The organism is Paenibacillus sp. JT22N15 (genome assembly GCF_059383755.1).
Genome location: NZ_JBXENV010000020.1, coordinates 36,607 through 50,501 on the forward strand (window position 1 = coordinate 36,607; position 13,895 = coordinate 50,501).

General features: G+C 50.0%; 14 protein-coding genes and 2 riboswitches. Of the genes, 4 read left to right on the forward strand and 10 right to left on the reverse strand.

Annotated elements, in window-relative coordinates; translation table 11 throughout:
• Positions 1–42: 42 nt before the first annotated feature.
• A riboswitch (cyclic di-GMP riboswitch) is annotated at positions 43–131 on the reverse strand.
• 78 nt (positions 132–209) lie between these two features.
• Positions 210–297: riboswitch (cyclic di-GMP riboswitch) on the reverse strand.
• Positions 298–385: 88 nt separating this feature from the next.
• From AC50X8_RS29035 to AC50X8_RS29055, 5 genes are all read right to left on the reverse strand, one after another.
• On the reverse strand, positions 386–1,645 hold the full coding sequence (locus tag AC50X8_RS29035) for a mannosyltransferase family protein (RefSeq protein ID WP_494864940.1): 1,260 nt from the start codon (positions 1,643–1,645) through the stop codon (positions 386–388).
• 3 nt (positions 1,646–1,648) lie between these two features.
• Positions 1,649–2,692 carry a glycosyltransferase family 2 protein gene (locus tag AC50X8_RS29040; RefSeq protein ID WP_494883018.1) on the reverse strand — a complete coding sequence of 348 codons (1,044 nt, stop codon included), beginning with the start codon at positions 2,690–2,692 and terminating at the stop codon, positions 1,649–1,651.
• 179 nt (positions 2,693–2,871) lie between these two features.
• Positions 2,872–4,551: an arginine--tRNA ligase gene (gene argS, locus AC50X8_RS29045; RefSeq protein WP_494883020.1), complete on the reverse strand. Its 1,680-nt coding sequence runs from the start codon at positions 4,549–4,551 to the stop codon at positions 2,872–2,874.
• Positions 4,552–4,553: 2 nt separating this feature from the next.
• A complete protein-coding gene (locus tag AC50X8_RS29050) occupies positions 4,554–5,000 on the reverse strand; it encodes a YwiB family protein (protein WP_494864946.1) in 447 nt (148 codons plus the stop codon).
• Between the two features lie 81 nt (positions 5,001–5,081).
• Entirely contained in the window at positions 5,082–5,600 is a 519-nt protein-coding gene (locus AC50X8_RS29055) for a DNA-deoxyinosine glycosylase (protein ID WP_056037573.1), read from the reverse strand.
• 161 nt (positions 5,601–5,761) lie between these two features.
• On the opposite strand from AC50X8_RS29055, the gene AC50X8_RS29060 reads away from it, so the two are divergent.
• On the forward strand, positions 5,762–6,034 hold the full coding sequence (locus AC50X8_RS29060; RefSeq protein ID WP_494883022.1) for a hypothetical protein: 273 nt from the start codon (positions 5,762–5,764) through the stop codon (positions 6,032–6,034).
• 42 nt (positions 6,035–6,076) lie between these two features.
• Here the strand turns inward: AC50X8_RS29060 and AC50X8_RS29065 are convergent, their stop codons facing one another.
• A complete protein-coding gene (locus AC50X8_RS29065; protein WP_494883024.1) occupies positions 6,077–6,757 on the reverse strand; it encodes an LrgB family protein in 681 nt (226 codons plus the stop codon).
• A complete protein-coding gene (locus AC50X8_RS29070) occupies positions 6,757–7,131 on the reverse strand; it encodes a CidA/LrgA family holin-like protein (protein ID WP_056035023.1) in 375 nt (124 codons plus the stop codon). Before AC50X8_RS29070 ends, AC50X8_RS29065 begins: the two co-directional genes overlap by 1 nt.
• Before the next feature lie 113 nt (positions 7,132–7,244).
• Here AC50X8_RS29070 and AC50X8_RS29075 point away from each other — a divergent pair, with 113 nt between their 5' ends.
• Entirely contained in the window at positions 7,245–8,138 is an 894-nt protein-coding gene (locus tag AC50X8_RS29075) for a LysR family transcriptional regulator (protein WP_494883026.1), read from the forward strand.
• A gap of 166 nt (positions 8,139–8,304) precedes the next feature.
• Positions 8,305–8,856 (forward strand): guanylate kinase, encoded by a 552-nt coding sequence (locus tag AC50X8_RS29080; RefSeq protein WP_056035029.1) that lies wholly within the window; start codon positions 8,305–8,307, stop codon positions 8,854–8,856.
• A gap of 75 nt (positions 8,857–8,931) precedes the next feature.
• Here AC50X8_RS29080 and AC50X8_RS29085 read toward each other — a convergent pair whose 3' ends face one another.
• The 3 genes from AC50X8_RS29085 to AC50X8_RS29095 form a co-directional block, all read right to left on the reverse strand.
• A complete protein-coding gene (locus AC50X8_RS29085) occupies positions 8,932–10,143 on the reverse strand; it encodes an acyl-CoA dehydrogenase family protein (protein WP_056035031.1) in 1,212 nt (403 codons plus the stop codon).
• A 24-nt stretch (positions 10,144–10,167) separates the two neighbouring features.
• A complete protein-coding gene (gene sfnG, locus AC50X8_RS29090; protein WP_494883028.1) occupies positions 10,168–11,244 on the reverse strand; it encodes a dimethylsulfone monooxygenase SfnG in 1,077 nt (358 codons plus the stop codon).
• 331 nt (positions 11,245–11,575) lie between these two features.
• Positions 11,576–12,190: a TetR/AcrR family transcriptional regulator gene (locus tag AC50X8_RS29095; RefSeq protein ID WP_056035037.1), complete on the reverse strand. Its 615-nt coding sequence runs from the start codon at positions 12,188–12,190 to the stop codon at positions 11,576–11,578.
• A 243-nt stretch (positions 12,191–12,433) separates the two neighbouring features.
• On the opposite strand from AC50X8_RS29095, the gene AC50X8_RS29100 reads away from it, so the two are divergent.
• Positions 12,434–13,873, forward strand: a complete 1,440-nt coding sequence (locus tag AC50X8_RS29100; RefSeq protein ID WP_494883030.1) for a 4-hydroxyphenylacetate 3-hydroxylase family protein — start codon at positions 12,434–12,436, stop codon at positions 13,871–13,873.
• Positions 13,874–13,895: the final 22 nt, after the last annotated feature.

Consider the following 13,895-nt stretch of genomic DNA (forward strand, 5'->3'; position numbering starts at 1 on the left):
AACACGCCGCACCTTCATCAGGCAAAGGAGGCTATGTCGGGCTTCGGCAGCTGGCGAGCATATCCTGTTTAAGGATGAAGCCCCTATAGCTTTGCGCACATCAGGTTTCCCTGAGTTTGCCTTTTCGTGTAAGCAATAAAAAAAAGATAGTCCCTGCTCCCGAAAGAACAAAGTCTACCTTGATTAATAAAGGAAGAATCGATGTTGAATTCGGTAGCTGGCGAGCATATTCCGTTAGGAATGAAGCCCCTGTAGCTTTGCGCACATCAGGTTTCCCTGAGTTTGCCTTTTCGTTAAACGATCTAGGTATAAAGTACGAGCTAAAGTAATATGGTGCTATTGTACACCTTAAGCGCAAATTTCGTCAATTTATTTTTTCATAAATTTATACAACGAAAAAATATCCATTAAAGTAGCAAATCGCATACACAATATGAAGCAGGAAAAACATCATGAAATAAAACATTTGCAGCGCCTTATTATTTTTCAGCACATCCGCAAAATAAATGTAGAAGGGGAACGCAACCATGACATAACGTGGAATGCTCTGCAAAAATTCGGCGCTGGCGAACGGAATGAGCATAAGCAGCAATCCATAGGCAAAAAACAGCCATTCATGAGCATTACGGCGAATATCTTTCCAGCGCATAATAAGAAAGGCAGCAAAAATGACGAGGACGGCATTCGCGATAATAAAGGCAAGCAGGCCATTTTCCCAGCCGCCATTTCCTGAGAAATAAGGCTTTTGGATAAAATGAATATAGTTCGAGAACGGAGCAACCGTCTTGCGATACCAGTTGATGCTTTGCTCGGTAATCGGAGCCAGCAAATCGCCAGTAAGCCATTTCATGTACAACAGATAACCGGCTAGCGGCAGCGCCGAAATGATTGCATAGCCTAAATACTTCGTGTCCTTCCACTTGAAACGGTACAGCCTGTGTTCGATCAACAGCGTACCCACAACGAAAAACAAGTTGACGAAGCCCAAATTGCGCGTCACAGCGGACAAGCCCCCGAACAGAAACGCGAGAAAATATCGTTTTTGCATCGCATAATAGACGGTCATTAGCGACAGCATGAGGAACAGGCTCTCTGTATAAGGCACGGCATAGAAGATGGCGGTCGGAAAAATGAGCAGCAGCAGCACCGCGACTTGGGCGTGCTCCTGTTTCAGTCCTCTTTTTAAACAAATGCCATAAAAATAAAAAAGTGATACGAGCAAAAACAAATTCGATAAAACCGATCCCACGACTGTCGCATCGTATTTAGAAATAGACTCCACCAAAAAGACTAACAAAGGGTATAAAGGGAAAAACACCCAATTTGCACTAGGATGCGATTCGTTGATGTTATACGTATCATAGCCATTTTCGGCAATTCCCAAGTACCATACGCTGTCAAATTTCCTTAGATCCTCGAAGCTCGGCTTCTTCAGCTGTGAAATATCCGTCTGGATCGAGAGCTGGCTCGATGTGAAATCATGCCCCTGCACGACCGTATAGTCCGGCGGAATTTGATAGTTCGAAAACAGATTCATGCCGAGAAAGCCTGCAAAATAAAGCAATATTCTCGTAATGACAAACAAGGAGAGCAGGAAGATCAAAACTTGCGTATTCGATTTTGCTTTAAGCAGCAGCGATTCCATTCGTCACCTCGTCTCTTGTAATTGCTGCGATTTCGTTTCCACCGGCACAACGTTATGCAGCACGGTTTCCACGAAGTATTTCGGGCGTTTCTTCGTTTCAATGTAAATTTTGCCGATATATTCGCCAATTAGTCCAATGCACAGCAGCTGAATGCCGCCAATGAACCAAATCGAAAGAATCATCGAGCTCCAGCCGGATACCGTGTTGCCCTGCAAATGCCTGACGAATACATAAAGGGCGAACACTAGGCTCATGACCGACATAAAAAAGCCGACAACCGACACCGCGCGGATAGGAGACACGCTGAACGAGGTAATGCCTTCCCATGCGAAGATAAGCATTTTTTTCAGTGGATATTTCGATTCGCCGGCGGTTCGCTCCAGACGATCGTAATACACACTGTCGGATTTGAAGCCGATGGTAGGAATAATGCCACGCAGGAATAGATTGACCTCCTGGTACTCCTCCAGCTTGTCAACGATCTTCTTGCTCATCATCCGGTAATCCGCATGATTATAAACGACATTTACGCCAAGCTTAATCATTAATTTGTAGAAAAATTGCGCGCTGAACTTTTTGAACATCGTATCGGTCGTTCGTTTGTTCCGCACGCCGTACACGACTTCATAGCCCTGCTTGTACTTCTCAATAAACTGGTCGATCACCGTAATATCGTCCTGCAAATCGGCATCGATGGAAATAATGCAATCCGCATATTCCTTCGCCGTCAACAAGCCTGCCAGCAGTGCCCGCTGATGCCCGACGTTCCGGGAAAGCTTCAGCCCGCTCACAAAACGGTTGCTCCGGTGAAAGGAATCAATGAGCGACCACGTTTTATCGCGGCTGCCATCGTCTACAAGCAGCATTTTGCTGTGCTCGGACACCTTTCTCTCCTTCACCAGCCGTTCCAGCAGCAGGGACATTTGCCGCACCGTTTCCGGCAGCGCTTCTTCCTCGTTATAGCAGGGCATGACGATCGATACAATAGGCAAATCGGACTCATCGCCTCTCATGACTTTTCCCTCGCTCTCTATGATGTTGTCCATTTTTCGACAATTAGTATAATAGCATTCCTTGGTTAAAGTAAAGTTAAATCGCTGCTATTTGGCTGGGCATTTTTCTTTAAAACGTATTATGCACCATTTTCAAGAAAAAAAGCCCTTGCTGCAAGGGTAGCTGTCTGCCACCGCTGCCGCAAAGGCTGATCTTTGTCTGCATGGGAATATTACATTTGCTGAGGAGCCGAAACGCCCACGAGGCGGAGCGCATTCGCAATGACGGTGCGAATAGCGCCAAGCAGCGCAAGGCGCGCCTGAGTCTGCGCCGCGTCCTCGGTAATGACGCGTTCTGCTCTGTAATAGCTGTGGAACTGGGAGGCCAGTTCATATACATAGCGAATGATGCGATGCGGCGCATATTGCTCCGCCGACTCCGCCACTTCCTGCGGCAGCTCGCCGAGCTTGCGCAGCAGGTCGTATTCAGCCTCCGACGTTAGCTTGCTGAGGTCGATCTGTTCAAGCGGCAGCAGCGCGAGGTTCTGTTCCTGCGCCTGGCGGAAAATGCTGCAAATACGCGCATGCGCATATTGCACATAAAACACCGGATTCTCGTTGGATGTAGAAATCGCGAGATCCATATCAAAATCCAGATGCGAGTCCATGCTGCGCATCGTGAAGAAATAACGGATGGCGTCTACGCCTACCTCATCCATCAAATCCTGCATCGTAACCGCTTTGCCGGTACGCTTGGACATTTTCACCTTTTCGCCGTCCTGGAACAGGCTGACCATCTGGGCAATCAACACGACCAGCTTGCCTGGGTCGTTGCCTAACGCCTCCATCGCCGCTTTAACGCGCGGAATGTAGCCATGGTGGTCTGCGCCCCAAATGTTGATCATCCGGTCGTAGCCGCGGCTGTACTTGTCCATATGGTACGCGATGTCCGGCGTCAAATACGTGTAGGAGCCGTCATTTTTGACGAGCACGCGGTTTTTATCGTCGCCGAAAGGCATCGTGTCGAGCCAGGTTGCGCCCTCTTCCTCATAGACGTGGCCCTTCTCCTTGAGCGCCTCAAGCGCCTGTTCAACCTTGCCGTTCTTGTAAAGCGACGTTTCGCTGTACCAGATATCGAAGCCGACGCGGAAGCGATTAAGATCATGCTTGATCTTGTCCAGCTCGCGCTCCAGGCCGAAGCTGCGGAAAAACTCCAGACGGTCCTCTGTGCTCAAGCTCAGCAGACGATCGCCCTCCTGCTCAGCCAGCAGCTCTCCAAAGCCGACAATATCCGCGCCGTGGTAGCCATCCTCCGGCATCTCCGCTTCCTTGCCCAGCGCCTGCTGGTAGCGCGCTTCAATCGACTTCGCCAGGTTGTTCACCTGATTGCCGGCATCGTTAATATAATATTCGCGGGTTACTTCATAGCCCGCATATTCAAGCACATTGCACAGTGCATCGCCTACCGCTGCGCCGCGTGCATGTCCAAGATGCAGGCTGCCCGTCGGATTCGCGCTGACGAACTCCATCTCCACGCGCTTGCCTGCGCCGATTTGCGTCCGTCCGTAGTTGTCGCCACCTGCGACTACCTCGCCAACGACGGCGTACAAGTAGCTTTTGTCCATGCGGAAGTTAATGAAGCCTGGGCCGGCAATTTCAGCCGATTGAATCGATGCTTTCGCATAATCGAGATTCGCGATAATCGTTTCGGCAATCATCCGCGGATTTTTTTTCGCCAGCTTGGTAAGCTGCATCGCTGCATTGGTCGCCAAGTCGCCATGCTCTTTATCCTTAGGCACCTCCAGCACGAATGCTGGCAGCTCCTCGCGCGCTGCGAGCCCGCCCGCTACTGCCGCGTCGGCAATAGCCGCTTTTACCTGCTCATACAATTGCTCTAATACATTTCCACTCATCGTTACTGTTCCCCCTGAATATGCAGCCGAATATGAAATCGGCCAGATAAATGCTCGTCAATCCACAAATCATATTTCCACTCTATTGAAAAAGGAGGCTCCGCCAGCTCTCCCGCAGCAGCGCCAGCCGCATGAAGCACAAGCTGCTTCGTCTCCGTCTCCATTTGAAAATTCATAAATGGGGACCGATAGCGCCCAGCCCGCTTGCCGCCCACAGCGAAAAGCTGCTCCGATTCTACCGCTCCCCTGCGCGTAATAAGCAGCTCGCCTTGGCGATAGCGAATAAGCGACCTGATTGGCTCCGCATTCGCTTCTCCCTCGATCGGCTCCTCATAGCGGATATAGAGCGAGCGATCCTTGCGAAACAGCTCCCCGCGATGCTCACCCACCTGAACAGCGCCATCCTGCCTGCTTTCCAGCTTAATGCTGACGTTCATTCTTTCTGACATCCTCGTGCTCCTGTATCTTCAGTCTTGACGTATGCTTCTACTATATACACGTATCCTTCCAATTTCAACGATTACCGTTGATTACTGCTCCTCTAGAAAAGGAACAATGCCGCGCCACGCTGCGATCCGATCTTCGAGATTTCGCATTTTCTGCGTCGGAATCGGGCTCGTGGACGGCATCTTGAGCAGCGCCAGCGAGTCAAACGCCGGATGCTCGCGAAAATATTTTCGAAACGTATCGTACGCCTTCGTACCATTAAATGCAAAGCAGCGCAGCCCCGAATATTGCGCCAGCAGCGCAGGCAAATCATTCGGCTTCTCATCCTTAATGTTCACATCAAGGCTGCCTTCGCGCTCGCAGGATTCAATGACGTCGAACACCGCCAGCCGATGCTCCTGCAAAAAAGCGAGCCGCTTCGCATAATCCTCATCCGGCGCCCCAGCATCAAACAACCCGTACACCATTCCCCAAAAATAGTTCCGCGGATGACCGTAGAACTGGCGATGCTCCAAAGATTTCACGCTCGGCGCCGTCCCCAGCACCAACACGCGGGCCCGCTCATCAATGACGGGAGGAAAAGAATATACACGCTCTGTCATCGCTCTGTCACCCCCTGCCAGCTGTTTTAACTATTATGGCATTTTTGGCGGGAAATTTCTCGCGCACAAATTAACACATGCTAATAAGAAGTACTACACAAAGTTAGTACTTCTTCAATCCGCATTAATTTTCTAAAATAAAAGGACAAGGAGCTGATCAAATGAGCAAAGCACGCAGTATGCTTACCCTATTAGCCGCATGCATGGCACTTTTAACCGTCTATTTTTTAATGACAAAGCAGCAGCTGTTCGGTTCGCAGTGGCTTATTGGGTTTGCAACCAGCCTGGCAGGCTCGATTCTAAGCTTTTGCGGCCCGTTTCAGGCTAGAAAACAATCCATTTGGCACGCAGCTGTCGCTTGGGTCAACTTCCTGCTGTTCGGCTGGTACATTTTTATGTTTTCACCGCTCGCCGTGCTTTTTTTCGGGCCTTAAGCTGAGGCAAGCAAAGCCTCTTCGCTTACCACCTGGCCTCACTTACCCATGCATGAACAGCCCCGTTAGCCAAGGCAGCAGCGCCAGCGAGATAAAGGCGGTCGCGATCATCGCTATGCTCGCTATCGATCCCGGTACAAGCCCAAACTCAAACGCTTTATGAGCACCAGCGCTATGTGCGCTGCTCCCCATGAGAACCCCTTTAGCGATATCGCTGCGAATGCGTGCCATTCGAATAACGAGCGGCCCGATAATCGTGCCAAGGATGCCTGTAACCAGCACGAAAATAGCCGTCAAGGTAGAAATGCCGCCAATCATATCGTTAATGGCCAGCGCAATCGGCGTTGTCGTCGAGCGAAGCAGCAGCGAGTCAATCAGGCTATCGCTCAGCTTCAGCGAACGGCTGAACAACAGCGCCGCCATCATGCCGACAATCCAGCCCGATAGAACGCCCGCAATAATTTCAAGCACATGCTTTTTCATAATAGCTGCATTCTTATACATAGGAACCGCCAAAGCAATCGTTGCCGGGCCAACCATGCTGCTGAGCAAATGGCCGCCTTCATTATAATTTTGATAAGGGATTTTCCCTAATGCCAGAATAAGAATGACGGCAATCGGTGTCACAAGCAGCGGAGACAGCAGCAGCATGGGCTTCAAGCGATGAAGCCGCTTTGCTCCCCAATAAATGCCTACTGTCAGCAAAATATAGATCAGCGCCATCATCCTCTTCCCCGCTCTTTCCTGCTCGCTACGAATTGCGTCATTACGCCAGCGCACACCATGACGAGAATAGAAGTCACCACAATAACGAGCAAAATTTGCACGCCGCTTCCCAGCAATAAATCTTTAAACTGCATCATGCCCGCAGCAGGAGGAATGAAAAACAACAGCATTTCCGCCACCAGCCACTTCGAGCCCAGCTCGACCCATTCCACCTTGATCACTCTAAAATGCAGCAGCAGAAAGACGAGAATCAGCCCCAAAATGCTTCCCGGCACCTTCAAATGCAGCCAAACCGATAATCCATTAAGCGTCCAAAACAGTGCTACAAAAAAGAGAACCTGGACGAGTCCAAGTGTTATTTTTCTTATCATGCGTATAGCCCCTTCCTTCATCCAGTGTATACCTGCGAATTGACATAGGTAAAATGAATAATTAGAATGATCCGTATTGATATTATCTATGTCAGAAAAATAGGAGTGCCTGAATGGACATTCGTCATTTGGAATATGTGCTGGAGGTCGTGCGCCATGAAAGCTTCACGAAAGCAGCCGAGGCACTGCATATTACACAGCCTACCATTAGCAAAATGATTAAAAACCTGGAGGATGAGCTGCAGACTCCCCTATTCATTCGATCCGGTAAAAAAGTGCAGCTGACCGATGCAGGTCAAGCTATCGTGGCCCAGTCGCAGGATATTGTCCGCCTGTTCAAAACCTTGCAAAACGAGCTTAACGATGTAACTGATTTTCGCAAAGGGCTGGTGCGCATTGGCCTCCCGCCGATGATCAGCTCGATTATGTTCCCTGAGATCGTCAGCCTGTTCGTGAAGCGCTATCCCGGACTGACGATTCGGCTGATCGAGGAGGGCTCGCTGACCGTAGAGGCCGAAGTAGCTAGCGGCGCCATTGATGCCGGGATTGTCATGATGCCTGTGAGAAATGACCAATTCGAGGTTTTTCCGGTTCAAAATGCAAGCCTTAGAGTCGTCATGCACCGCCAGCATCCGCTGGCAGGACGCAGCAAGCTGACGCTGCGCGAGCTTGAGCAGGAGGCGTTCATTATGTACCGCGAGGACTTCGCGCTGCATGCCCGCATCATAGACGAATGCGCACGTCTCGGCTTTAAACCCAAAATCATGCTCGAAAGCTCCCAGTGGGATTTTATTTATGAAACGGTGGCGGTTGGACTCGGCATCGCTCTGCTGCCCGAAGCCATTTGCCAGAAACTCGATACGTCGCGCATCAGCACGATTGCTATGGTAGATCCCGTCATTCCTTGGAATCTTGCGATGATCTGGCGTCGAGACGGGTATTTATCGTTTGCCGCCCAAGAATGGATACGGTTTACGAAGGCTTATTTTGAATCGAAGGGGTCTTGATTTACCAATTTATTGAAAATTATCATAGCGGCTTCTTCCATAAAGAAGGATTCACGCGATTTTTGTCGAATGCTATCTTTAAAATATAAGACATTTTAAGTGAAGAGCTTATAGATGAGCTTATAAATGGACTTATATTTCTACGCGATGAAGGAGGCGACAGGCTATGGCTGGACCTTATATCTTCATTTTCACCGGTACTAGCGGATCTGGAAGAAAAACGATGGCTCACCGGATTGGCAAGGAACTTGGCATCAAGCATGTCAGCTCTTACACAACACGCCCTCCACGAGATTCTGAGCCGCCTGACCGCGACTATCACTATATTGAGCAAGAACGATTTGACCGGATGAACGCAAGCGGCGATTTTATTGAAACCGCCGTTATCCATAAGCATCATTATGGAATCCGCACTCATGAGCTTACTGACTTACTGAGCGAGGGCAAGCATGTGTATATGATTCTCAACAGCGATGGCGCTTCGCTGATCAAGAAGCTGTACGGCGAGCAAGTCGTCCGCATCTTCCTGTACGTAGAGAAACGCACCGTCATTGAGCGGCTGGAGGCGAAGGGGCTTCCTGCGGAGGTTATCAACAGCTACATGTCGATTTACACCGAAGAGGTCGTCTACCGCAAGCAATGTGAGCATGTGCTGGAAAATCTCGACCTGAATCGCACGATGATGAAAATTCGCGAGGCGATTCAATCGCATTTATAATTACAAAAACGGGTACTGCTCTACAATCAGAGCAGTACCCGTTATTTATTTTAATAAAAGCTGCTTCCTTCTCGATTAGTCTCCGCCCTCATGCCACAGCTCCAGCGGCAGACCGACTAGCGCTTTGCCGATCCACTCTCTTGCGATATTGTTGGAAGGCCCCATCGCAATGCCAGCTCTGGCATCTCGAAACAAACGCTCGAATACGCCTTTTTTGTAGCCATAACCTCCTGTTACATCCAATGCCGCTTTAGTCGCTTTGTTCGCCACCTCGGCCGCATGCACCTTAAATTCCACCAGCGGCAGCAGCAGCTCTACCTGCGGCCTGCCCTGCGCTTGCAGCTCATCCAGCTGCTTCGCCAATGCTTGCTGCCACGGCTTAAGGCTCTCGATTAAAATTTTCACTTCGGCCAGCTGCTGGCGAATAATTTGATAATCGGCCAGCCGTTTATTGAAATCCCGGTGAACCATGCCTTTCACATAAGCGGTCGCAGCCTCCAGAGCAGCCTCTGCAACGCCCAGCCAGGTTGATCCTAGCCCAATCAGGTATACCGGAGATACGCCGCTCTCCAAAATCTCCCGGCCTTGTCCTTCGATTCCTAATTTGTCCTGAGCCTCAACCCGTACACCCTCATAAGTAATCGGGCCGCTATGGTTGCCTCGCACACCTAATGCATCCCATACGCCAGGTGTAATGCCCGGCAGCTTGCTATCTACAAGGAAAAAGCTAACATCGGTAGGGGTCTGCGCACCAGGCGTCCTCGTCTGGAACACATAAAAATCCGCCTGGCCCGAGCTGGTTGTAAACGACTTCTCGGCATTCAGTATATAATCGTCCCCATCGCGGGAAGCTTCGCTGAAGTTGAACCACCAATGACCGCCCGATGCTTTCTCGCTTGTTGAATAGGTGCCTACAAGCCCCTCGCTTACCGGCACAAGCCAGCGCTCCTTCTGATCGTCGTTGCCGTACAGCGCAATCGTCTGGACGGCGCCCACATGCATCACATATACGAGCGAGGTAGAAGGGCAGCCCTTGCCGATTTCCTCAGCCGCAATCGCGAAGGCGACATGATCCAATCCGCGCCCCTTCCATTGCTCAGGGATCAGCACGCCATTCCAGCCAGCTTCAGCCAGTGCTTGCAGATTTTCTTTAGGAAAGCGGCCTTCTCTATCCGTGGTCTCCGCTCTTGGCTTAATCTCCGCTTCTACCAAGCTGCGAATTTCTTCCCTTAGCTGCTCATAGTCAGGCTTAACATGGTCTGCAGTCGATGCTATTTGTACACTCATCTTCATCTCTCCTTAAGTTTCTTATTATTGGGATGCTACGCTCAGCAACGCTGCTTCCTTCTCCCGAACGAGAGGAATCACTTTTTCGCCGAATGCTTGAATGTCTTCATCGTAATGCAGAAAGGCGGTCAGAATGAGGTCCACCCCAATGGCCTTTAGCGCGATGATCTTGTCAGCCACCTGCTCAGCCGTGCCAATGAGACCCGTCTTAAAGCCATCGTTGTACTGCACCAGATCGTTGTAATCCGAGTTCGCCCACATCCCCTCCTTCTCAGGCGAGGCTTTCCCGGCGAACTGCACTTGACTGCGGAAACCTTCTACAGCCTCGGGGTCCGAATACGCAATAATGTCCCTCAGCACCTTTCTGGCCTCTTCTTCCGTATCCCGCACGATGACAAATGCATTTGCCCCTACTCGCAGCTCACGATTATTAGCCGCTGCAGCCGCCTTAACCTCATCAATTTGCGCCTTGAAGCCGTCGATCGTATTGCCATTCATAAAATACCAATCCGATACTCGCGAGGCCATCTTTCGTGCTGCCGAGGAATTGCCACCTTGAAATACGGGTGGAATGACGCTCGGCTTCGGCTTCAGGGGTGCGGAGTTAAGGCGGTAGAAATCGCCGCGGAAGGAAGCTTCATCCTGCGACCACAGCTCTTGCAGCACGCGGATAAATTCCTCCGACCTGCGGTAGCGCTCGTCGTGATCCAGCCATGGCTCGCCATAGCCATGAAACTCTCCCTTAAACCAGCCGCTGACGATGTTAACGGCAGCCCTTCCATGGCTGATATGATCAATAGTTGAAATCATTTTGGCTACTGTCCCCGGATGCCATAAACCCGGCAATACAGCCGCAATCAATTTAATCTTTGAGGTCACTGCCGCCAGCGCAGAAGCCAGACTAATCGCCTCCAACTGATTGTCTGCTCCATAACTGGCAATGAAACGGGTCTGGAGCAGCGCAAATTCGAAGCCCGCTTCTTCTGCAATCTGCGCATATCTCGCATTATCATCGAACGACCATCCGGTTTTTTGCGGAATTTTGGAGATGACCAAGCCTCCGCTTACATTCGGCACCCAATAAGCAAATTTCAAAGTCATTTTACTCACCTCTACTGATTTTTTAGTCAAGAGGATAGCCTGCGCTATCCATCCTTGCGGCCCAATTTTTGCGCACGAAAAAGACACCTGAAGCTTTACTTAAATCAGGTGCCTTTAGTGGTCTAATCGGCAGTTTTTGATGATGAAACGTTTTTAAAAAAAGAAAGCATTTAATTCCGATAAAATTAATCGTATTTGATATTTATAATAGCTAATCACGCTAGCAATGCAACCGCCATTTATAGCGAATTTGTTGGATATCCTACATTTAGCGTATGGAATAGCAGGGATCAAAACAATAATCCACTTTGCAGCTGAATCTGTAGTGAGCTTATTTTTGCAGCCCCATTGCCGCATACGTTCCCGAAAGGGAGAGGCGTGTAAGCTGGAGGGCAATGTAACGCGGGGAATAAATCATCCGCTGGTCAAGCCAGCTTTGGATAATGCCCATAATGGATGCGCTCATATAATCGAGCAGCAAGTCCATAGGAACCATCATCTTCTTCTCCAGGCTCATCGCTGATATTTGGGCATAGCAGCTTTCCCGAATGACATCTGCCATTTTCACCCCGAAAGCTTCGCTCGGCTTTTTAGCAAACATCGCGCTATAGAAGCTTTCATTGTCCGCAATATGCTCGAATAAAGCGAGAAAATAAGGATCAGGCGCTTCAAAACCCGGCTGCTCGCGCTCCGGCTTCGCGAGCTCATGCTCCATAAGAATGCGCAGGGCAGAAAACTTTTGTTCCACGATTTTATCCAGCAAATCATACTTATCCAAATAGTGGGCATAGAACGTTGAGCGATTCACATTGGCTTTCTCCGTAATATCCTTAATGATAATGCTTGAAAACTCCTTCTCCATCATGAGCTTCACAAATGCATCGATAATCGTCTGGCGCGTGCGTTGAATACGGCGATCAACAGAATGAGCGTTTGAATGTTCCATCTGATGAACTTCAGTCCTCCTCCGCTTAGTCCGACACATGAATTGAATATGTTGGAAAAATAGGCTATGGGCAAAGCACGGCAACATATGGCCGCTTAATGTTGGTTTAGCAATAAAAGCAGGCAGATTGTTTGTTGCTGCCTTCAGGTTACTAGCTATAATAATAAATAAATCAAACTAAATCAATTGGTTTTTGCGAGATTAAAAAAGCAAGGGTTTACCCATGAAAGGAGACCAGCTTCAGTGCGGGGAGGACATTTTCTTCAAAGCTTGAATGATGGAAGAAGCGTATGGCTTGGAGGAGAGAAGCTAAGTGATTTGCCTGCCCATCCTGCCTTCAAAGGCACGCTTGAGACGATCAAAACCTTATTTAATCAACTCGACGACCCGGAAGTGCGAGATAAAATCGGCTTTCAAGTTCCAGGGACCGACCGCTATGCCCACAGCTCCTTCCTTGTGCCCTATACTTCTGAGCAGCTTGCGAAACGCAGCGAGTCGTTTGCCTTCTGGTCACAGGAAACGCACGGCATGATGAGCAGGCTGTCCGACTATGCACGGTCGATGGTAACCGGCTGGTATGCGGCAAGATCCGAGCTGGGGCAGATAGATCCCCATTTCGAACCCAAAATCACCGCCTATTATGAGAAAGCGCGGGATCAGGATTTATTTTTGACTACCGCCATTATCGACCCGCAGATTGACCGATCCAGCAGTTTGGAAGACAGCCGCATCTCTGAACGTTTTCTGCATGTGGTGAAGGAGACGAGCGAAGGCATCGTCGTACGGGGTGCCAAAATGATTGCGACAGGCGCGCCCTATACCCATGATTTCCTCATTTTCTCCTTTCTTAAATTCAAGTCTGAGGAGCGCAAGCACGCTCATGTGCTGATCGTACCGGCTAACTCGCCAGGGCTGCATATTGTGTGCCGGGAATCCTTCGCGGACGGCAGAGAGCAGAATCATATTTTGAGCTCCCGTTATGACGAGATGGATGCGGTGCTATTTTTCGATGATGTGCTCATTCCTTGGGAAAGGGTGCTGCTGCACGGCGATTCCGAGAAGGTGCTCGCGCTCAGAGCGAACAAGACAGCCAATGCGCTGGCTTTCCATCAAAATGTTGTGCGCTATGTCGCCAAGCTCGAATTTGTAACCGGCATTGCATTCGCGATTGCGGAGGCGATTGGCGCCAATGGCTTTCTGCATGTGCAGGAAAAGCTCGGGGAGCTGCTGACACAAATTTCGGTCATGAAGGCGCTTGTCATCGCCTCCGAGACACAGGCCCGGCCCGATGCTGCCGGCGTGCTCGTTCCGGATATTTCCTACATTGATGCAGCTCGCAATATTGGAACGAAGTTTTACCCGCGAGCCATTGAAATTGTCCAGCAGGTCGGTGGCGGCGGGTTTGTGCAGGCACCCGCAGGCGTCGAGGACTTTTATGGCCCCATCTCGAAGCTGATGCATCTTTATTTTGAGGGTGCCTCCGTCAGCGCCGAGAAGAAGGTCCAGTTGTTCAAGCTGGCCTGGGATTTGGTCGGAAGTCCGCTCGGGTCACGGCATGAGCTGTATGAGCGTTTCTATGCCGGCGATCCCGTCCGGGCTTATGCCAACCAATATCTCGGCTTTGATAAGGAAAGCCTGACAGACCCCGTCTGGCGGCTGCTTAAGGAAAGCAGCAAGCGCTGAATGACAAGCTTGCGATAAAGCA